The sequence below is a fragment of the Vibrio sp. 1580 genome (assembly GCF_033340055.1).
Map to the genome: position 1 here is coordinate 177,543 of NZ_JAWOVT010000008.1, position 21,338 is coordinate 198,880.

Annotated in this window: 17 protein-coding genes; 4 read left to right on the forward strand and 13 right to left on the reverse strand. The window is 44.1% G+C overall.

Going from position 1 to position 21,338, the window contains the following annotated elements:
* Positions 1-80: 80 nt before the first annotated feature.
* Positions 81-1,433: an NADP-specific glutamate dehydrogenase gene (gdhA, locus tag R7093_RS14740; RefSeq protein ID WP_213965463.1), complete on the forward strand. Its 1,353-nt coding sequence runs from the start codon at positions 81-83 to the stop codon at positions 1,431-1,433.
* A 76-nt stretch (positions 1,434-1,509) separates the two neighbouring features.
* Here the strand turns inward: gdhA and R7093_RS14745 are convergent, their stop codons facing one another.
* From R7093_RS14745 to R7093_RS14755, 3 genes are all read right to left on the reverse strand, one after another.
* On the reverse strand, positions 1,510-1,977 hold the full coding sequence (locus tag R7093_RS14745; RefSeq protein ID WP_017820322.1) for an OsmC family protein: 468 nt from the start codon (positions 1,975-1,977) through the stop codon (positions 1,510-1,512).
* Positions 1,978-2,076: 99 nt separating this feature from the next.
* On the reverse strand, positions 2,077-4,434 hold the full coding sequence (locus R7093_RS14750) for an ATP-binding protein (protein ID WP_047101373.1): 2,358 nt from the start codon (positions 4,432-4,434) through the stop codon (positions 2,077-2,079).
* Positions 4,427-5,395, reverse strand: a complete 969-nt coding sequence (locus tag R7093_RS14755) for a cytochrome-c peroxidase (RefSeq protein ID WP_017820324.1) — start codon at positions 5,393-5,395, stop codon at positions 4,427-4,429. Before R7093_RS14755 ends, R7093_RS14750 begins: the two co-directional genes overlap by 8 nt.
* A gap of 498 nt (positions 5,396-5,893) precedes the next feature.
* On the opposite strand from R7093_RS14755, the gene R7093_RS14760 reads away from it, so the two are divergent.
* Entirely contained in the window at positions 5,894-7,270 is a 1,377-nt protein-coding gene (locus tag R7093_RS14760) for an NfeD family protein (RefSeq protein ID WP_047101372.1), read from the forward strand.
* 10 nt (positions 7,271-7,280) lie between these two features.
* Positions 7,281-8,063: a slipin family protein gene (locus tag R7093_RS14765; RefSeq protein ID WP_005373196.1), complete on the forward strand. Its 783-nt coding sequence runs from the start codon at positions 7,281-7,283 to the stop codon at positions 8,061-8,063.
* Between the two features lie 41 nt (positions 8,064-8,104).
* Here R7093_RS14765 and R7093_RS14770 read toward each other — a convergent pair whose 3' ends face one another.
* Positions 8,105-8,539: a globin gene (locus R7093_RS14770; protein ID WP_017633662.1), complete on the reverse strand. Its 435-nt coding sequence runs from the start codon at positions 8,537-8,539 to the stop codon at positions 8,105-8,107.
* 243 nt (positions 8,540-8,782) lie between these two features.
* Here R7093_RS14770 and R7093_RS14775 point away from each other — a divergent pair, with 243 nt between their 5' ends.
* Positions 8,783-9,439, forward strand: a complete 657-nt coding sequence (locus R7093_RS14775) for an NAD(P)H-dependent oxidoreductase (protein ID WP_047101370.1) — start codon at positions 8,783-8,785, stop codon at positions 9,437-9,439.
* A 96-nt stretch (positions 9,440-9,535) separates the two neighbouring features.
* On the opposite strand, the gene choV is transcribed toward R7093_RS14775, so the two are convergent.
* From choV to mmsB, 9 genes are all read right to left on the reverse strand, one after another.
* Entirely contained in the window at positions 9,536-10,714 is a 1,179-nt protein-coding gene (gene choV / locus R7093_RS14780; RefSeq protein WP_047101368.1) for a choline ABC transporter ATP-binding protein, read from the reverse strand.
* A gap of 2 nt (positions 10,715-10,716) precedes the next feature.
* The gene (gene choW / locus R7093_RS14785; RefSeq protein WP_005392552.1) at positions 10,717-11,559 is read right to left on the reverse strand and encodes a choline ABC transporter permease subunit; all 843 of its coding nucleotides are present in this window, start codon (positions 11,557-11,559) and stop codon (positions 10,717-10,719) included.
* Positions 11,560-11,634: 75 nt separating this feature from the next.
* Positions 11,635-12,573, reverse strand: coding sequence for a choline ABC transporter substrate-binding protein (locus R7093_RS14790; RefSeq protein ID WP_005382646.1), 939 nt, complete (start codon positions 12,571-12,573; stop codon positions 11,635-11,637).
* Positions 12,574-12,609: 36 nt separating this feature from the next.
* Positions 12,610-14,325, reverse strand: coding sequence for a choline dehydrogenase (gene betA, locus R7093_RS14795; protein WP_047101363.1), 1,716 nt, complete (start codon positions 14,323-14,325; stop codon positions 12,610-12,612).
* Positions 14,326-14,505: 180 nt separating this feature from the next.
* A complete protein-coding gene (gene betB, locus R7093_RS14800) occupies positions 14,506-15,966 on the reverse strand; it encodes a betaine-aldehyde dehydrogenase (protein ID WP_047101361.1) in 1,461 nt (486 codons plus the stop codon).
* Between the two features lie 18 nt (positions 15,967-15,984).
* Entirely contained in the window at positions 15,985-16,584 is a 600-nt protein-coding gene (gene betI / locus R7093_RS14805; RefSeq protein WP_017820329.1) for a transcriptional regulator BetI, read from the reverse strand.
* Between the two features lie 605 nt (positions 16,585-17,189).
* Positions 17,190-19,211 (reverse strand): tetratricopeptide repeat-containing diguanylate cyclase, encoded by a 2,022-nt coding sequence (locus R7093_RS14810; protein WP_136977223.1) that lies wholly within the window; start codon positions 19,209-19,211, stop codon positions 17,190-17,192.
* Between the two features lie 462 nt (positions 19,212-19,673).
* A complete protein-coding gene (locus R7093_RS14815) occupies positions 19,674-20,432 on the reverse strand; it encodes an SDR family oxidoreductase (protein WP_033906450.1) in 759 nt (252 codons plus the stop codon).
* 9 nt (positions 20,433-20,441) lie between these two features.
* On the reverse strand, positions 20,442-21,338 hold the full coding sequence (mmsB, locus tag R7093_RS14820) for a 3-hydroxyisobutyrate dehydrogenase (protein ID WP_025767888.1): 897 nt from the start codon (positions 21,336-21,338) through the stop codon (positions 20,442-20,444).

Below are 21,338 nucleotides of genomic sequence, written 5' to 3' on the forward strand. Positions count from 1 at the left end.
TTGAATCTTGGTCAAAATCACTATTTAATGGAAATACATTCATATAAACTGATTGCTTATTCACATCAAGGAAGAAATCTATGTCATACATACACGATACTATTGTTGCGTTGCAACACAGTAGCCCTGCGCAAAAAGAATTTTACCAAGCGGTAGAAGAAGTATTAACTTCTCTCGCGCCGGTAATAGAAGGCAATAATAAATATAAGGAACAAGCGATTATCCAGAGGATCGTCGAGCCAGAACGTCAAATCATGTTTCGAGTTCCTTGGGTTGATGATGCTGGAAATGTACAAGTAAACAAAGGTTATCGAGTTGAATTCAACTCTGCTTTGGGGCCGTACAAAGGAGGATTGAGATTCCATCACTCAGTCAATGCGAGCATCATAAAATTTCTCGGCTTTGAGCAAATTTTTAAAAACGCACTGACTGGCCTTCCTATCGGTGGCGGCAAAGGCGGTTCAAACTTCGATCCTAAAGGAAAATCCGACGGCGAGATCATGCGATTTTGCCAATCATTTATGAACGAGTTGTACCGTCACATCGGTCCTACCACCGATGTGCCCGCAGGCGATATCGGTGTCGGGGCGCGCGAAATTGGCTATATGTTTGGTCAATACAAACGATTGACGGGCCGCTACGAAGGTGTGCTTACAGGCAAGAGTCTGCTTTGGGGTGGCTCACTCGCCAGAAAAGAAGCGACAGGATATGGCGCCGTCTATTTTGCAGAGTGCATGCTCAACGACCGCAACGATTCATTGAAAGGGAAAACTTGTCTCGTTTCTGGTGCTGGCAACGTGGCTATCTACGCCATTGAAAAACTGTACCATATGGGAGCAACGCCAGTTACATGCAGCGACTCTCGAGGTACGATCTATCATGAGCACGGTATTGATCTTAAGCTCCTAAAACAACTGAAAGAAGTGAAAAGAGCAAGCTTAGAAGAATATTTAGAAACTTACCCTGAAGCAGAATACACACCAGAGGGCGACTATCCTAATGAAGGACATGCTGTTTGGCGATATCAGGCTGATGCTGCCTTCCCTTGTGCGACTCAAAATGAATTAACGTCAGACGACGCACTGGCTCTTATCGAAAACGGATGTATTTTGATTAGTGAAGGGGCGAACATGCCAACCACCCGTGATGCTGCCAATATTATCGTGGACTCGGACATAGCTTATGGGCCTGCAAAAGCAGCCAATGCAGGCGGCGTTGCAACCAGTCAACTTGAAATGGCGCAAAACGCCAGCATGCAAAACTGGACGTTTGAACAAGTGGATGGTCAGTTGCAAACCATCATGAAAAATATTTTCATCAATGCAAACGAAACCAGTAAAGAGTTTGGCCAACCTGGAAATTTAGTTTTAGGCGCCAACATTGCAGGCTTTAGAAAAGTCGCTGATGCAATGATTGAGCAAGGTGTCGTCTAGATGAACGAGCCAGCAGGATGACTGCTGGCTTAATATAACTCCGCAATAGGCCGCGCTTTTTGATAAAGAGCTCCACTTAATTCGCAATAAGCGTTGTCACTTCTGTTTTAACGGAGTTGGCGATAAAGCAATTCTCATGGGCCATGTGGTGCAGTTTTTCTAATTGAGATGGTGTCGGTTGTTTTTCACCTGAAAATGTTATCTTAGGGTTTAACGTTACCTTTGATACCCACTCTTTTCCGTTTTCGCCTTTTTCAAGCTCCCCTACCGCTTCATCGAAGTAACTGTCCACAACATAACGTCGCTTTGCTGCAATAGACAGGAAAACGAGCATATGACAACTAGAAAGTGCCGCGACAAACGCTTCTTCTGGATCAACATTTTCTTCTACGGATAGTGGTAATGGTACTACGTGGGGAGATGGAGATGCTGGGACTTGCAACCCTCCATCAAATTGCCAAATGTGTGCCCTACTATACTTATTATCACTAAACTCTTCGCCAGCTTTACGATGCCATTTGATTAAAGCGGAATGCTTACTCATTCTAACTCCCTGATTTTCCGACGACGAATCAACACTATCCGTCCTTGCCACAGTAAACCACAACAAAATGAGTTAAGGAAAGCATCGCACTCACAGGGACTATAAAATCTGTTGAGGATCGGCATTGTTCTTCTGGATATCATCCAAAAGTCTATGAGACTGATGGATGTTGACCTGTAACCGATTGATCAGCATCTGCAACTGCTCAATCTCGGGACTTTGGTTGGCTTTAAGTTGAGTTTCCAGGGCCTCCGTTTGGCTCGCCAAAATAGGTAAACTTAGGTTCAGTGCCATCCCTTTCGTTTTGTGCAACGTCAGCTCTAATGAAGCAAAGTCTTCAGCCATAAAGTATTCAATAAGCTCATCAACAGATGTCTCAAAATCGACAATAATGCTTTTTAGCAGCTCATCGAGCGCTTCTGGCTCATCTCGTAAAGAAGCAAACATGCCTGAGTGGGAGAGTTCTTCCTCTGTTAACCTTAAGTTCTCGATTGGCTTACGTTGCAACTGAAGCACATTGCTGTCATTCGTTAGTGGCGGATTCCGTTTCGGTTCGAGTCTGGCTGCAAACTGTTTGAGAGCGTCTGAAAAGCTCTCATGCTGTAGCGGTTTTGTAAGCACATGGTCTGCTCCTGCTTCAATAAAGCTATCGTGAGCTTCACGAAATACGTCTGCCGTGTACGCAAAGAGTAATGTCTTGATACCTAACTCTTGTCGGATAACGCGTGTCGCCTCAACACCATTCATCTCGGGCATGTGGTTGTCCATCAAGATCAGGTCGTACTCGTTCTCTTTCGCCTTTTTAACCGCGATTAATCCATTTTCTGCAACATCCACTTCATGCCCAAGCTTTTCGCAAAACCCTTTTGCCACAATGGCATTCACACGGTTATCATCAGCAAGTAGTATCTTTAAATGGTGTGATTTTGCGCGAGGTTTCGGTGCTTCTTGCTGCTTTTTCGGAGCAGATTCTACCCAAGGAATCGGCAACTCAACGATAAATTGACTTCCAACGCCTTCTATACTCTTCAGAGTAATATGGCCACCCATCAAATCGGTTAGTTTTTTGACGATGGCTAACCCAAGCCCTGTTCCGCCGAACCTTCGAGTCGTTGATGAGTCTGCTTGCTCAAACGAGTTAAAAATATGCTCGTGCTTGTCTGGCGCAATACCAATACCGGTGTCGCTCACGCACATGACCAACAACTGATTCGATTCATCTAACTCGGTTCTAACCAGCACATGCCCTTCATTGGTAAACTTCACCGCGTTACCGGCGAGATTAAATAAGATCTGTCGTAAACGCGCACAATCCCCAGTAAATTCAGTATATTCAGAAACCTCGTTTTCCAAGATTAGCTCGATATTTTTTTCATCAACAAGTGGTTTTATTGCGCTACACACCGGAGAAAGCACTTGATCGAGCTTAAACTTAGCTTGCTCAAATTCCAGTTTGTTTTCTTCAACTTTAGAAAAATCCAAAATATCGTTGAGGATAGTCATCAGATGCTGGCCAGAGTCAAGAATAACCCTAATGTGCTCTTTCGTCGTCGGCTCTTTGGTCTCTTCTGCAATCATTTGAGAAAGCCCTAGTACGCCATTCATCGGCGTTCTTAGTTCGTGACTCATTGCAGCAAGAAAATTTGATTTCGCTTTTGCCGCTCGCTCGGCTTTGTTTCTCGCCTCTTCAATTTCAAGATTCAACTGTTTTAAGTTATGCATTCGGTGATGTGACTGATAAACAAACGCGCTAACTAGAAACATCACCGCGATAAATACAAACAACCACGTAAAACGCGCCTCACTTTGAGCAATATTGAGTAACCGATGCTCTGAGCTTTCGACAAACTCAATATAAGTGTGATCAAGCAGTTCATTCGTCAGCAATTCAATTCTTTTATCACTCGTTTGAAGCCGTTTAAGGAAGTTCGCTTCTTTTTCACTCTCAACTTCAGTTTGTGTTAGAAGCAACTGGTTGAGAAATTCAAAATAACGACTGCCACCCAATGATTGACCGCTCTCGGTAGAAACCTCTTGCTGATATAAATTGAACAACATGAGTAATGCATACCGATTTTCTACCTGAACACCAATTAACATATCAAGCTTCAACGTTGTTTGAAGCACTCGCTCCTTAAACTGTTCAAGCGTATCCCTAACTTTTATACGATTGGGTGTCACGGGAAACCAAACTGATGCCTTTGATGATTCCAACAGTGCCTGTGCTGCGATTTCTATCTCTACTAAAGATGTTGTTAACTCATAGTTTTTCCTATCTTCAACGGCATATCGGTTCACGATAACATCACGCTCTTCAATCAACTCATGTCCGATATTCATTAGCCCTGCATGAAATTCTTGAGCGTTTTTTGAATTCATATACGACATATACGCCAGTGTGCAGCACGTCAGTATCCCAATAAAAAAGCAAAAGTTGATCAGTTTGAATTTATTCATTTTCCAACACCTCTAAAATTATGGGTCTAGGTGCTGTCAACGACTGCAAGAATGCTTCAATGTCCGCGACATTCTCATCGTTCATCGTTATACCGAGCTGGGTTTTAGCCATGATTTGTATCGCGTCGGATAACTTATCGACTTGCCCATTATGAAAATAAGGACTCGTTAGCGCGACATTGCGTAAACTGGCTACTCTAAAATAGAATCGCTCTTCATCTTCTATCGTAACGAGTTGCCTGCCCGAGTCCTCTACTACTGGCTTATCCTTGAAATAGGCGAACCTTTGGATCATCGCTCCGCCGATATTTTTGCCCTGATGACACTGCACACAACCTGAAGTCTGAAATGTTTTCCAACCTCTGATTTGCTGTTCACTCAGTACATGCGTGTAACCCAATAAGTAAGCATCGAATGGTGCGCCAGGCGTCTGCAGCCCTTCAACAAACTCCACAATAGCGGACTTGATATTATGAACGTTAATCGGCAATTCACCGTCACGATTAAATAGAGCTTGATAATGTTCACTCTCTTTTACATATTGCTCTATTGTTTGCCAGTTTGAGTCCATTTCCATTGGATTATGGATTGGACCATCAATCTGAGCCATCAAGGTGTTTTCCGTACCATCCCATAAAAAACGATAATTTAACGCTGCATTAAACACTGTTATAGAATTTCTAATTCCATCACCTTTCACCCCCGTAGAGACAGGTGTATTTTCAGCGCCATTGGTTTGCAGATTGTGGCATGTCGCACAGCTGACATTACCATTTGACGATAATTGAGGATCGCGGAAGAGATGCCAGCCAATTCTCGCTAGCTTAATATCCACATTAGGATCACCCTGTATGGGCTGAACTAGGGAGATATCACCTAACATCTTCGCGTTTCTTGCGGTTGTTGTTTGGCTCAAAATGAGTGTTACAACAGCTAGTGCGATTGCGCTGAATTGCCTCATCAACTACATACCTTAAACTTGTCATTGATATGAATTTAGTTGCATTTTGGCGTTTTTTCCACCGACAGGAAGTTGAAAAAACGAGTTAAGTATTGCTTTGTTTAAGGCTTTGGTTGAAGAGGGAGTAATAAGGCGAATAGGAAGAAACCTATCGCCTTATGAGTAGCTAACGTATTGAAATCTGAGTTTAGTGTAGAAAAGCCAAAAACCGTTGAAACCAAGTCACCTCTCCATAGGAGATCAGATCGAAAATAGTAAAGAAAACGGCACAGATAACGGCCAACTTAATCAAACGCTGAACAATAAACATAAACATCACAATTACCAATAATTTGCTTTAGTTTACTATCTCACACAGCGTTTATATATAAAAAAGTAGTCTCCTAATTAGCCTCGGCAACTTATTCATTAGAACCTATACTCAAGCATCTCTAAGTTATTTGGATATACTTGAATTAGGATTTCAAAAAGTCCCTGTGACCACACAAGGAGGACTGCATGAAACGACTATGGATATGGTTCTTACCTTTACTCTTGATGGCCAGTCAAGCACTGGCGAATACCGTTTGGATTGTTCCTGTCAAAGGCGCTATAGGGCCTGCTACTAGCGACTATTTATCTCGTGAAATAGAAGAAGCTCAACTAAACGGTGTCAGTTTAGTGATCTTAGAGATGGACACACCAGGCGGCTTAGATAGCGCAATGCGAGATATTATTCACGCGATTACCACCTCCTCGACTCCCATTGCGACTTGGGTCGGCCCATCTGGTTCTAGAGCCGCCAGTGCCGGAACATACATCTTGCTCGCTAGTCACGTAGCCGCCATGGCTGAAGCGACAAACCTCGGAGCTGCAACGCCCGTCGCGTTAGGTGGTGCGCCTCAACCTCCTTCATCGGATGATGGCAAAGATCAAAACGCGGAAGAAACGCCAGAAGGAACCAACGAAAGCTCAGAAAAAGTTCCCGCTAAAACCGCAATGGAGAAAAAGGTAATTAACGACGCCAAAGCCTACATTAAAGGCTTAGCAAAACTTCATGGACGAAATGCAGAATGGGCAGAGAAAGCAGTAAGCGAGGCGGCGAGCTTGGATGCAACAGAAGCATTAGAATTAAACGTGATCGATTACATCGCCAATTCGCCAGAGGACTTAGTCAAAGCCATAGATGGGCAAACTGTTAAAGTAAACAATCGCACTGTGACATTGTCACTTGAAAATCCAACATGGGTTGAAAGAACGCCAGATTGGCGAGCAGAAATGTTAGCCGTTATCACCAATCCAAACGTTGCCTACATTCTAATGCTCATCGGCATCTACGGTTTACTTCTTGAATTTTACAACCCAGGAATTGGCTTACCCGGTGTGCTAGGTGGGATTTGTCTGCTTCTTGCCATGTACGCACTACAAATGATGCCTGTCAACTACGCAGGTCTTGGTCTGCTGTTACTCGGTATTGCACTAATGATAGCGGAAGCATTCAGTCCGAGCTTTGGTATTTTGGGGTTAGGCGGCGTTGTCGCCTTTGTACTCGGTTCGATATTTCTCATGGACAGTGAGTTACCAGGGTTCCAGATCGCCCTTCCTTTGATTTTTGGTATTGCCATATTTTCCGTAGCTCTAATCGTGCTGACCGTCGGCCTGCTGCTCAAAATTCGCCGCCGGCGTGTAACGACGGGTTTAGAGACTTACCCTGGGAAGGTCGCTGTGGTAAGCGATGACTTTATCGATGGCGAAGGACGCGTTCAACTCAACGGTGCGTTATGGCGAGCTAAAGCCAAAGACCATCAACAATTCAAACAAGGTGATCACGTCACCATTGTTAATGTTAAAGGGCTGACCTTAACTGTGATGCCTGATGACCGCCAAAATAAATAGGAGGCGCTTTATGATGCTCTATACCGTTGCGGTGATCGTGGTGCTGCTGTTCGCACTAGCGACCCAAATGTTCAAGGTTTTGAGAGAATACGAACGTGGGGTTGTGTTCTTTCTTGGTCGATTTCAAGAAGTCAAAGGACCTGGTTTGATCATCCTTATCCCATTTATTCAGCAAATGGTGAGGGTTGATTTACGTACTGTCGTTTTGGATGTGCCGACACAAGATTTAATTACCAAAGATAACGTTTCTGTGCGCGTCAACGCGGTCGTTTATTTTCGCGTAGTCGATCCTCAAATGGCGATTAACAATATTGAAAGCTACAGCGATGCTACCAGCCAGCTAGCACAAACCACGCTGCGCTCGGTATTGGGTCAGCATGAACTCGATGAATTGCTATCAGAGCGAGAACGCCTCAATAAGGATTTACAATCCATTCTCGATCAACAGACTGATGACTGGGGAATCAAGATTGCTACGGTTGAAGTCAAACATGTTGATTTAAATGACAGCATGGTCAGAGCCCTAGCCCGTCAGGCAGAAGCAGAACGTAACCGTAGGGCGAAGATCATTCACGCTACTGGTGAGTTAGAGGCTTCAAATAAATTAAAAGAAGCAGCGCAAATGCTCAACGAAGCACCGAATGCACTGCAATTACGTTACATGCAGACACTCACTGAAATCACTACAGACAAAACATCCACTATTATTTTTCCAATGCCGATCAATCTTGTCGAAGCTGTCAGTGATATCGCCGAAGCGGTGAAAAAGAATAAAGAGACACAAGATAAGTAAGATTTTGCCCCTAGGAAGTAACGACCGCTCACGTTACTTCCTTATTTGGTACTCGCTTTAAGGATGTGCCCATCTTCTTTATCACATTCTTGTTTCATTACTTCTAAGCCCGTTTTAAAGCATGTTCGCCAAGCGGTTTCAACATCGGCATCGTACCCAGAATCACACTGCCGAACCGTTTCTAACAAACTCTCAAGCCAAACATCAAAATCCTGCGGCTCTATACCAATATCTGCACTTGCATGCTTTTTCCCATACTTTTCCACCATTTTGTGCGCTTCGGTCGAGGTATCTGCCATCATAAAAAACACGATAGACCCTCTAAGCATTCTCACTTGTTGGTGCATGTCTATACCGTCAAACTTCTGTCTAAAGTTGGCGCTTTTCGACCATAAATTTTTGTAGAACAAGTCGAAAAACTCCTGATCTGAAGTACAACGTTCATAGCTATCATTAAAAACTTCAATCACGTTCATTTTGCTTTCCCCTACGCCTCAATATGAGTTTAATTTAATATCAAATAAAAGCTTCCAAATAAGGACTTTTAAGTTTCAAATCGATCAACTCACATCGATTTTCAACAAAAAGTAAAAAGTGATTTAAATAAACACCCTCTTATCAATGAAAAAATATCCATTATCATGAACCCATATTCGAGGTACGCATGGTTGTCGATGCTAGTGCATCCTCATCTGTCATCACATAAAGAGGATATAAACGTGTCCCATCAAATCATTACCGATCTAAATAACCGTTACACTGCAAAAAAATATGATGAAACCAAGCGCGTTTCTCAAGAAGACATGGCGATAATCAAAGAAGCACTGCGTTTGTCGGCGTCTTCTATCAACTCACAACCATGGAAATTCATCGTTATTGAAAGTGATGAAGCGAAGCAACGTTTCCACAATACGTTTGCAAATATGCACCAGTTTAACCAACCACACGCGAAAGCCGCATCACATACGATTCTGTTTGCTTACGATCCTAAATTTACTAAAGAGAAATTTGCGAAGCGTGTGGATGCAGAAGTAACATCTGGCCACTTGCCAGCGGAGATGTACAACAACTTTATGGGTGCTTACGCTTTTGCCGATGCAAATACGGACGAAAATGGCTTCAACGGAAACTGGACAAAAGCACAAGTCTATTTGGCACTAGGCAACCTACTACACACATTGGCACGACTAGGCATTGATTCAACACCGATGGAAGGTGTCGATCCGGCTCTGATTGGAGAAGAGTTTAAAGAAGAGCTCGAGGGCCATATTTGTGAAGTTGCGCTGGCGATTGGCTACCATAAAGATGGGGAAGATTATAATCATGGTCTTCCAAAAGCACGCCTTGCAGTGGATGACGTAATTACGACTCTATAGTCGACCATTGTCTTAGCTTAGCGACTTAACTCATTGTTTAAACTAAAAAGAGCCGCATTAATGTGCGGCTCTTTTTTACTTGGTTCTGCGTCAACTTTACGCAACTTGCTCTGACTTAAAATTACCAAGCAATGCATCGTAAAGCTCATTGTCGCTTAACACACCAACCAGCTTATTATCTTCAACCATAAGCAGAGGCTGATTGCAACGCTGTTTAAGTTCAATCGCTTCTCGCATACTGATTTCTGGGCTAACCTGAACCAGAGAGTTTTCATTAACTTCGTCAAGGTTCGAAGAGTCGCTCTTCCATTGAATCAACGATTTATCTTTATCCGCTAAACTTAACCCCTTGCTCTCTTGTATCACCCAAATATTTTTATCAGGGCAAATCAGAACACGCGTATCTTCGCGAACTAAATCGTCACGCATTAAGGAGCGTCCCTTCAGCACATTTAATGGATTAGTGTGAGCAACAAAGTCCGCCACATAGTCGTTTTCTGGAGCAAGAATGATCTGTTCTGGCTTGCCATGTTGAATCAGCTTTCCTGATTCCATAATGGCGATGTTGTTACCGATTTTAAGTGCTTCATCCAAGTCGTGACTCACAAAAAGAATGGTTTTGTTTAGCTTTTCTTGAAGCAGAATCAATTCATCTTGAAGCTGAGCACGAATCAATGGGTCAAGCGCTGAAAACGGCTCATCCATTAACAAGATATCTGTGTCCATCGCGAACGCTCGCGCTAGGCCAACACGCTGCTGCATACCACCAGAGAGCTCGTGCGGGAATTTCGTTTCCCACTCAGACAAACCGACCATTTCGAGCTGTTCACGCGCTTTTTTACGGCGCTCTGCTTTGCCAATGCCTTGCATTTCTAGACCAAACGCAACGTTATCTAATACCGTTAACCATGGCATCAATGCAAACTTCTGAAACACCATGGATACGCGGTGAGTACGAAGGTGGCGCAACTTCTGTTCGTCACAGTTAGAGAGCTCAACCATGTCGTCGCCGTCTTTAATTTTCAGAGAGCCACGAGAAATATCGTTCAACCCGTTAACCGTTCGCAGCAAACTTGATTTACCCGAGCCCGAAAGCCCCATCAAGACACAGATCTCACCCTGTTTCACGTTCAGCGAAACATTATCAACCCCAACCACTTGGCCAGTTTCATCAATGATTTCTTGTCGAGACTTCCCTTGATCTAGTAGTGCTAGCGCCTGTGCTTGTTGCTGACCAAAAACGACATCAAGATTTTTAATAGTAATAGCGTCCATGATTATGCCTCCTTCTGGTTTGGTGCTTTACACAAGCGATCAAGAATGATGGCAACGAGTACAATCGCTAAACCAGCTTCAAAACCTTGTGAAATGTTTACCGTATTCAGTGCACGTACGACTGGCTTACCAAGCCCATCAGCACCAACAAGCGCCGCAATGACCACCATAGAAAGAGACAACATAATGCACTGCGTAACGCCAGCCATAATACTTGGCAATGCCGCAGGTAACTCCACCTTAAACAGTAGCTTCATGCGGCTGGCACCAAATGCTTTACCCGCTTCAAGTAGCTCCTCCGGCACTTTAATAATGCCGAGGTACGTCAATCGAATTGGCGCAGCGATAGCGAAAATGATGGTCGAGATTAGACCTGGGACAATACCCAATCCAAACAGAACCAAGGTTGGAATTAGGTAAACGAATGTCGGGACGGTCTGCATTAAATCGAGTATTGGCCGCAACAAGGTGTATAACCAAGGACGGTGCGCCGCCATAATGCCCAACGGCACGCCAATTAATACGGAAATCGTTGTCGCTGCAAACACAAGGACAAAGGTTTCCAGCATTTCTTGCCAGTAACCAAGGTTGAGAATTGCGAGTAAGGCCAACACGATAAATACGACAAGAGGAATGCTGCGATGTAAGAACCAAGCAATTGCCGCCGTCATAATGATTGGCGCTGCAGGTGGCATCCATTTAAAAATGTCCACCACGAAAAGAATGATCGTTTCAAGTGTAATAGAGATTGCATCGAAAAAACCCGATGCATTGATGGTTAACCAATCGACGCCAGTTTCCATCCATTGGCCCAACGGTAGTTTGTTGTCCGTAATAAAATTCAAAATAAAACCTTTGTGTTAATGAAGCGGGCAAAACTGCCCACTTTCTTTTAAAAAAACGAGCTCAAATACTGCTTATTAAGCGTTTGTTTTTAAGTAGTTTGTAATAGCTGTTAGCGCATCTTGGCCATCCACCGTTTTCACGCCCTCTAGCCACGCTTCAATTTGCTCTTGGTTTGCATTCAACCATGCTTGCGCTGCTTTTGATGGCTTCTGTTTCTGGTTAAGAATCGCTTCCATCAGTTCATTTTCCATTTCTAGGTTAAACTCTAGATTTTTCACTAGCTGACCTACATTTGGACACTCAGCGAGGTAATTTTTACGTACGTTTGTGTAGACGTTCGCGCCGCCGTAGTTAGGACCGAAGAAGTCATCACCACCCGCTAGATATTCCATTTCAACGTTACTATTCATTGGGTGCGGCGCCCAACCTAGGTACACAATCCATTGATTGCGGCGTGCGGCACGTGATACTTGAGACACCATGCCAGCTTCACTGGACTCAACTAGGCTGAAATCTTTTAGGCCGAATGCGTTACTATCAATCATTGACTGAATTAAGCGGTTGCCATCGTTTCCTGGTTCAATGCCGTAAATGCGGTCTTTAAATTTGTCGGCATGTTTTACTAGGTCAGCGAAGTTGGTTACGCCTGCGTCATAAACGTATTTTGGAACCGCTAGCGTGTACTTTGCGCCAACGAGGTTCGCGCGTACGGTTTCAACAGTACCTGCATCACGGTATTTCGCGATATCACCTTCCATCGTTGGCATCCAGTTACCTAGGAAAATGTCGATATCGCCATTAGCCATAGAGGAGTAAGTTACAGGCACAGACAGAAGGTCAGTCTTCGTTTTGTACCCCAACCCTTTAAGTAACTCTGATGTAACGGCAGTGGTCGCAGTGATGTCAGTCCAACCTACATCTGCGAAACGAACCGTTTCACATTGGTTGGCGTAAGCGCCTGTTGCTAAAGTACTTAGTGCAATTGTTGAGAAGATTTTTGTCATCTTAGACATGTTGAATTCCTTGTAATGATTACTGACTTTTTCATTTTATGAGATCGAATCGAGATCTCTTTTTGGCGGATGCATTCGTTGCATCTCTTGCCAGTCCAGTGCAATCCAAACTGGTACGTTGTTCGACGTTTCTAGGGCGTTATCCAAAATCATATCCGCGGCGCGTTCTGCCACCATAATCGTTGGCGCATTTAAATTACCGTTCGGAATGGTTGGGAAAATAGAAGAGTCCACCACACGCAAGCCTTGAATACCGCGTACTTGGCATCGCTCATTTAAGACGGCTAATGGGTCATTATCTGCGCCCATTTTGCAGGTACAAGATGGATGGTAAGCACTCTCGACGTTTTGCTTCACCCATTCATCAATCTGTTCATCCGTTGTGATGTTCAGACCGGGTTGGATCTCATCCCCACGAAACTCATCCATGGCTGGCTGATTGAGGATCTCGCGAGTAAGGCGAATACAATCACGCCAATCCTGCTTATCTTGTTCAGTGGAAATGTAGTTAAACTCAATCTTCGGCTTATCATTCGGATTCGCAGAGACAACTTCGACCGACCCGCGACTTTCTGGCTTGTTAGGTCCGACGTGCACTTGGAAACCATGACCATCAAAAGCAGCTTGCCCGTCATAGCGCATTGCCGCTGGCAAGAAGTGATATTGAATATTTGGCCACTTTAGTCCTTCACGAGAGCGGATAAACGCACACGATTCAAAGTGGTTAGTAGCACCAAGGCCTTTGCGAGTTAATATCCACTCAGTGCCAATCAAGCCCTTGCTCACCAAGCCTAATTTGCTGTTGAGCGTGATAGGTTGCTTACAGTGATATTGGAAGTACACTTCTAAGTGATCTTGCAGGTTTTTACCTACCCCTTCCAACGAGTGTTTCACCTCAATGCCCGCTTTTTCTAATACTGCCTTAGGGCCAATGCCTGAAAGCTGCAACAGCTGAACGGAGCCAACCGAACCCGCACTCGAAATCACTTCATTATTCGCAAAACATTGCTGAATTGAACCTGACTTTTCAAATTCAACGCCTACCGCTTTCTTACCTTCTGCACCAGTTTCTTCTAATAAAACTCGATGAACCGTCACCCTCTTCATTAGGGTGAAGTTTTTGCGTTTTTTAGCGCGGCTTAAGTATGCATTAGAGGTCGAAGCGCGTACGCCTTTGTCGACGGTCATATGCATTGGGCCAAAGCCCTCTTGCTGATAACCGTTGTAATCTTTTGTTTCTGGGTAGCCCGCTTCTTTGCCTGCATCAATAAAAGCTTGGTACAGTGGATTGAGCTTCATATCGTTGCCGTTACATGTGCCGACTGGACCGTGATCGCCCCGATATTCATCAGCACCACCAATCCAAGACTCTGCTTTACGGAAATAAGGCAAACACGACTGATAATTCCAGCCTTTCGCGCCTTCCTCTTCCCACTGGTCAAAGTCACAAGCGTGTCCGCGAACGTAAACCATGCCGTTGATAGATGAGCTACCGCCCAGAACTTTTCCGCGAGGACAATGAAGTTGGCGACCATCCAACCCTTGCTCTTCAACCGTCTCAAACTGCCACGCGTATTTTTCAGTGTTCATCGGGTAAGAAAGCGCTGTTGGCATTTGGATAAAAATACTTTTATCCGACCCACCCGCTTCGAGTAATAGGACCGAATTTTGACCACTTTCACTTAAGCGATCCGCTAGCACACAGCCGGCCGAACCCGCACCGACGATGATGTAATCGTAGTGTTGTTGCATTTTTATTCTCCTAGGAGTTAATACTAATCACCCTAGATAAGTGAACGAAATTAGCGTAGGAAAAATGCTTGAGAACAAGGCGGAAATTTTGATAAGTAGTTAACCTACAATCAAAATTGACAACGTAGTTATCGAGCATTTTAACAAGCTAAAGTGGTCAGTTATCTACTATGAGTAGTATCATTTGTAAGGGCTTTCGAAGTCGCTTAGCTGAACCAGAACACTCTTCGTTTGTGTGTAATGCTTAAGGGTCTCAACTCCGTTTTCACGGCCAACACCTGATTGCTTGTAGCCGCCAACTGGCATTTCCGCAGGTGAGTCACCCCATGTGTTCACCCAACAAATACCCGCTTGAATTTGATGGATCACACGGTGCGCACGAGATAGGTTTTGAGTAAATACACCTGCCGCTAAGCCATAATCGGTGCCATTTGCACGCGCAATCACCTCCGACTCATCGCGGAATTTCAGAACTGACATTACCGGGCCAAAGATTTCTTGTTGAACGTGGCTCATATCATCATCGCAATCAACAAATACGGTTGGAGCAACAAAGTTACCATTAGCTAGGCCATTGTCTGTTACTTTGTAGCCGCCAGTCAGTAACGTCGCGCCACTCGCTTTCGCTGCTTCAATCGCTCCTAAAACTTTCGATTCATGATCTTTAGAGATTAGCGCGCCAATCTGCGTGTTCTCATCAAGCGGATCGCCGACGACTAACAGCTCGGTTCGGGCTTTAAGTTGTGCGATAAAGTCGTCATAAATACCTTCATGGACAAATACGCGTGTACCGTGCGTACAAACTTCACCTTGGGTGTAGAAGTTCGCCACCATGGCCGCAGAAACGGCATCGTTTAACTTCGCATCATCAAAAATAATCAGTGGAGACTTACCACCAAGCTCCATCGTTACTTGTTTTAGTGTCTTAGCGCTGTCACTCATGACGACTTTACCGGTGCCTGACTCACCCGTGAATGACACTTTTGCGATATCAGGATGCGCCGTTAGCATCTGTCCTACTCGGTAATCCCCTTGCACGACATTAAATACGCCATCTGGCATGCCCGCTTCTGAATAAATTTCGGCGAGCTTAAGCGCCGTTAATGGTGTTTCTTCTGATGGCTTGAAGATCATTGCGTTGCCCGCAGCCAGTGCTGGCGCCGACTTCCACATCGCAATTTGAATTGGATAATTCCAAGCGCCAATACCCGCGCAAATGCCCAATGGCTCACGACGTGTATAGAAAAACTGATCGTCGCTGAGTGGCTGCTGTTCACCTTGTAGACTTGGAGCAAGGCCCGCGTAGTACTCAAGAACATCGGCACCTGTTGTTATATCAACCGCGATAGCTTCTTGAATGGGCTTACCAGTATCTGCCACTTCCAATGCAGCCAGCTCGTCATTACGCTCACGTAAAATGGCAACGGCTTTGTGTAAAATACGGCTGCGCTCAATCGCAGTCATCGCCGACCATGCAGCAAAACCTTTTTTTGCCGATTCAATCGCTGCTTGAAGATCGTCTTGGTTCGCTTGTTTAATGTTGGCCAATGGCTCCCCATTCGCTGGATTGTAAGTGGTGAAGTGTTCATCTGAACACCCGTCGTACATCGCACCATTGATATAGTGTGCTTTCATTTCCATTTTGAAGACCTGTAACTTTTATATTTTTTCAGAATAAAACGTAAGTTGTTTTTCGAGATAATCGTTGATGATGATTCTCGCTCTTTCTGCATCAATGCCTTGCGGGTTGAGCGTTCCGCGCAGCCAAATTCCATCAATAAGTGATGCAATACCATGAGCAACCAATTCAGCCTGCTCTGCATTTAATAATGCTTTGAGTTCTTTTCTTAGGTGGGACAATAGACGTCGTTCGTTGACACGCTGTAAACGCTTGAGCTGCTCGTCATGCATTGAGTACGACCAAAACGCCAGCCAAGTCTTAGCAACTTGGTTTTCTGCCTGATAGCCGACAAAGTTACCGTCAATGATTGCATTAATTCTTTGGTGATGAGCATCACTTGGCAGCTCACGTAACTTCTGTGTGATAGTGGACGAAAGCTGACGCAAGATTTCTCGCATCGTTTCCTCCAGCAATCCGTGCTTACCACCGAAATAGTGGTTGATAATCCCCGTTGATACACCGGCTTCTTTGCTGATTAACGAAATACTCGCCGCGTGTAAACCGACTCTATCAATCACTGACATTGTCGCTTTCACAAGCTGCGGTTTTCTGATTTCAGGCATCCCCACCTTTGGCATTTTGCGTCCCTGTTATTTTTAATTGAACGGTTAGTTAAATATAAAATGCCTGAAAATTAATTCGAACTCAAATTATTTTTAAAGAAAAATGTTAGTAAAAAAGGATGAAAAGTTGAGGGTGTACGAAAAATTGCTCGGCAAGAACTTGTCGGGATAACTAGATTTCAGTTTAAGAATAAACAAATAAGGTAAATAAAATTAAATAATTAACTATTAATCTATTTTTAAAGCGATTATGGACGAGTTGATTTTTGAACAACAAAAATCTGTGCCACAAAAAATTTATATCGACCACTAATCATTTCACCTGTACACGGTTTATTTGTGCAAAGATTAGACACACTAGTTTGTTATAGTTTTGTAGACACAAGTGGCATTCGCACTTTGAAGGTGAAGAAGGCAAAGAGAGAGGTTATATTGAACGCCATGAATATGCGATTCGATATCCTTAAGCCATTTTTAAGTAATATCGCCAAGTGACTTTAAGATGTTAGATTCAGCGTTTTATATTCGAAGCAAGGATCTCAAAGTCACTTGGCTATCAAAGTAAATGGGAGGGATAAGTTCAGATTCATCGTGCGATGAGCCTGAACTCTTGATTTCTGTTACGCTAGCGAGCGACCTTTCACGCAGTTGCGTCCGTTCGCTTTCGCTTGATAAAGCAATTTATCGGCCTGATCGCAAAGTGATTTAAAACTCATCTCATTATCTTCAGTGGTAACGACTCCAAAACTACAGGTCACTCTCACTTCTCCTTTCTGTTCCGTAACAAAGCCATGTAGGGATAAAGCGCTACGTAAACGTTCTGCAGTAATAAGGGCGTTTTCATGGTCTGTATTGGGCATAACAACAACAAACTCTTCACCACCAAAACGAGCAACAATGTCGTTCTCACGTACAGTTTCCTCCAACACTTTGGCAACGCCCGTTAGTACGGTATCTCCAAACACATGCCCATAGGTATCATTTACCTGCTTGAAATAATCCACATCGATTAACGCTAAAGTTACTGGCCCCGATTGTGGTTTATTTGGCACCATTTTCTGTTTATCGAGTTTGCTATCTACCCATTTATTTAAAGCTAGATAACCGTACTTAACTTGCTCGACTTGCTCAAAAACAAAGTGTTGTATCTTTTCTTGCTTAGATTGAGGTACCGGTTTCTCTTTTCGCTCACGCCTCACTTCTACTGGCTTAGTGAACCAGTCCTCTAAAAAACGGCGATTGAACAACCCTGTCAATGTGTCTGTCTTTGCGAGGCGACGCATTCTCAAACGCGAGCGATTGACGACGAGAAATACTACCGCCATCAAAAATAGAACACCGATGAGCGCAAGTAGCGCTTCACCCAATAAGTAAAAAGTACGACGGTTATTTTCTAGCTCCATACGCTGCAAAACATTGTTCCAGTTGAGATCTTCGTTCTCATATTCAAGTCGTTCCAACTCAAATAACGTCTGCTGGCGCTCAAGATTTTCAACTTCTCTTTGATTGCTAAATTGGATAAATTTATCGTGATAGTTACCGTAAGTTTCGAATGCTAGTTTAAAGTCATTGCTTCCCGCATAGGCCATAGCGGCGACTTTTAGTAGCTCCATTTGCTGTTGCTTGACGTATCGACTCTCTATAATCTCCGGCAGCATTGGCGCGATCATCGCTAAAAGTATTTCAAATTGCTGCTGCTCTAACATATATTCGGCTTGTAACAACTTAAATGTTGCCAAATACGCGCTAGACGTTTCTCTGTACTGTAAATTCTCCGCCAGCTTCAAGTGGTTAACCATCTTCTTTTCTTGATTCGTCTCACGATATAAAGCTGCAAGTTCAAGGTTAACTCGAAATCTAAAGCGTCCATCACCGATAATTTGAGCCAGCTTTAACGCTCGCTGATATGACGCTATCGCCTCTTCGTATTGGAACTGTGCTTTATGAAGTTTCGCTATCGTCAAAACGCTCAACAACTCATTGAACGACATACGCCTATCCCTAAAATAGCGATATGCTTGTTCCAAAAGCGCCTCAGATCGGTCGTAACCCTGAATTTTGACAAGTACGTCACCTAGCTCTAGTGCTGCACGTTCGACCAGCCCGTGAACACCTGAAGATTCAGCTGCATCCATGGACGACATAAGTGCAGCATAAGATTTTTTAAACTCACCTTGCTCATCGTAATAGCGTCCTTTTAGCAACAGGATTTCTGATTCAAGTTGCTTATCACCATTCTCACGCGATGTTTCCAACAAGCTATCCAACGCAGAAAGCGCGGTATCGATATCGCTCTTTCCAACCATAGTTCGCATCTGAATCAACTTAAACAGGAGATACTCATGGCTCTGTGGACGCACAAGCTCCAATCCTTTTTGAACGACACTCTGACTCTCTTCTACGCGCCCTAGCAGCTCTAAAACCGTGGCCTTGGCAAGCCAGTAACGCACCAACAGCGCTGTTGGTTGGTTTTGTAGCAAAGACTCTTCTTCTAACGCTTCAATCAAAGCTAAAGAACTCTGAGGTAATGCGTAAATTTGATTTTCGATGCCTTCTAACGACTGTAAAAACTTACCTTCCTGTTCCACCTTTTCTGTGGAGGCCTGAACAGAAAAACACAGACACCCCAATAATAGCGGCATCGTCCTAAGCGAATGAAATAGTGACATTATTGCTCTTCCCTAATGGGTAGTTACTTCAGTGTAATTGAGAATTCTGATTATTTATTATTAAGACAACTGAAGGTTATTCAGTCAGCCTCATATTCCCATGTATTTTGCGCTGAATAATAAATCACCATCTTTAGATGCCGAAATAGTTTTCGGTCACAATATAACCAATAAGAGTGTTTTTTACACACCAAGAATAATGATCTCGTTAGTGAGACAAAAGATCGTCTTAGTTGTGAGTTGATACATTTACATGACAAGCAATATAGAACTAACCATTCACATTAGAAATAGAGTCAATTTTTATACCGTTCGATGAGATAGCAGTCGACCATGCATCCAATACATTTTTCAGATAGAAGCAATAAATGAAAGGAGAAAGTGGAAGGAAGCGGACAATCAAACTCGCTCCCCTTTTTTATGTTGCAGAAGGGGTTACATTCGCATTCCGCCATCGACTTCGAACACTCTTCCGGTCACGAATTCGTTGGTTAACACGTATTTTATGGTCGATGAAATTTCATCCGCCAAACCTAAACGTCCAACCGGAATCATTCCGATTAAACGTTCCATCGCTTCAGGTTTTATTTGGTCTGTCATGGCAGTTTTGATGACACCCGGAGCAATCGCCACTGAGCGAATTCCGAAACGCCCTAACTCTTTCGCCCACACCGTTGCCATGGTGGCTACCGCCGCTTTAGATGCTGAATAGTTGGTTTGACCAATATTCCCGGCACGCGCAACGCTGGATATGTTGATCAGAACCCCTTTGCTATCGGTGTTCAGCATTACCTTGCTCGCTTCACGGCCACACAGGAAAGTGCCTGTTACATTCACATCTAGAACAGACTGAAATTGTTCCAGCGACATCGTGTTAACCTGACCATCTTTGACTTTAATGAACATACCATCACGCATAATACCTGCGTTATTGATAACGCCATTGAGCTGCTTGAAATCTGCCTCAATTTGCTCAAAAGCAGTGCACACCTGCTGTTCGTCAGTCACGTTCGTCACATAAAAACGAGCGGTAACGCCGAGAGATTCACATTCCGCTTTCGTTTCAGCCAGTTGCTCTGAATTGAGGTCGATAAGCGCAAGATGAACGCCATTTTCCGCCAGTGACAGTGCCATTTGTTTACCCAGCCCCTGCCCTGCCCCCGTGATCGCAATGACCTTATTTGCTAACTCCATAAGCGCTCCTTAGGCCTGATTTTGCTTTTGGTAGAACTCAAACAAGCTTGAAAAATCTTTTTGCCCGTTGCCCTGACCGTTGTGAAAATTAAACAGATTACGAGCCAAGCTGCCCATTGGCGTTGATGTTTGACTGGCAACCGCCGCTTCCATCGCAAGACCCAGATCTTTAGCCATTAACTGGCTCATAAAGCCGCCTTGATAACCATTGCTTGCAGGCGTATTTTCCATCACACCTGGGCAAGGGTTATAAAGCTCTAGCGCCCAGTTACGCCCTGAACTTTGCAACATGATGTCGGAAAGCACTTTGGGATCGAGTCCGTTTTCCATCCCTAAATTGAGTGCTTCACAGGTGCCGCTCATCAAAATGCCCAACATCATGTTATTGCAGATCTTCGCCACCTGACCAGCTCCAGCATCACCAGCATGGAAGATGTTTTTACCCATGTGGCTAAGCACCGCTTTGGCTTGAACAAAGTTCTCTTGTGAGCCGCCAACAATGAAAGTTAACGTACCTGCTGCTGCGCCCGCAACGCCACCAGATACTGGTGCATCAACAAAACTGATACCAAGTTGCGATGCTTTTTCGCCAACCAAACGAGCAGTCGTAGGATCGATGGTGGATGAATCAATCAGCAAGGTGCCTGATTCGACGCTATCTAAGATGCCATCTTGACCAAGATAAACGCTTTGAACGTGTTGGCTCGCTGGCAGCATAGTGACAACCACCTCCACACCTTGTACTGCCTGCTGAACGGAATCGGCACTTGAAGCGCCCAATGCGGTCAACTCCTCAACTGCGCTTGGGTTCAAATCAAATACTTCGACATTCAAGCCCGCTTTGAGTAGATTCTTAGCCATAGGCGCACCCATGTTACCAAGGCCAATAAATGCAATTTTGTCCAT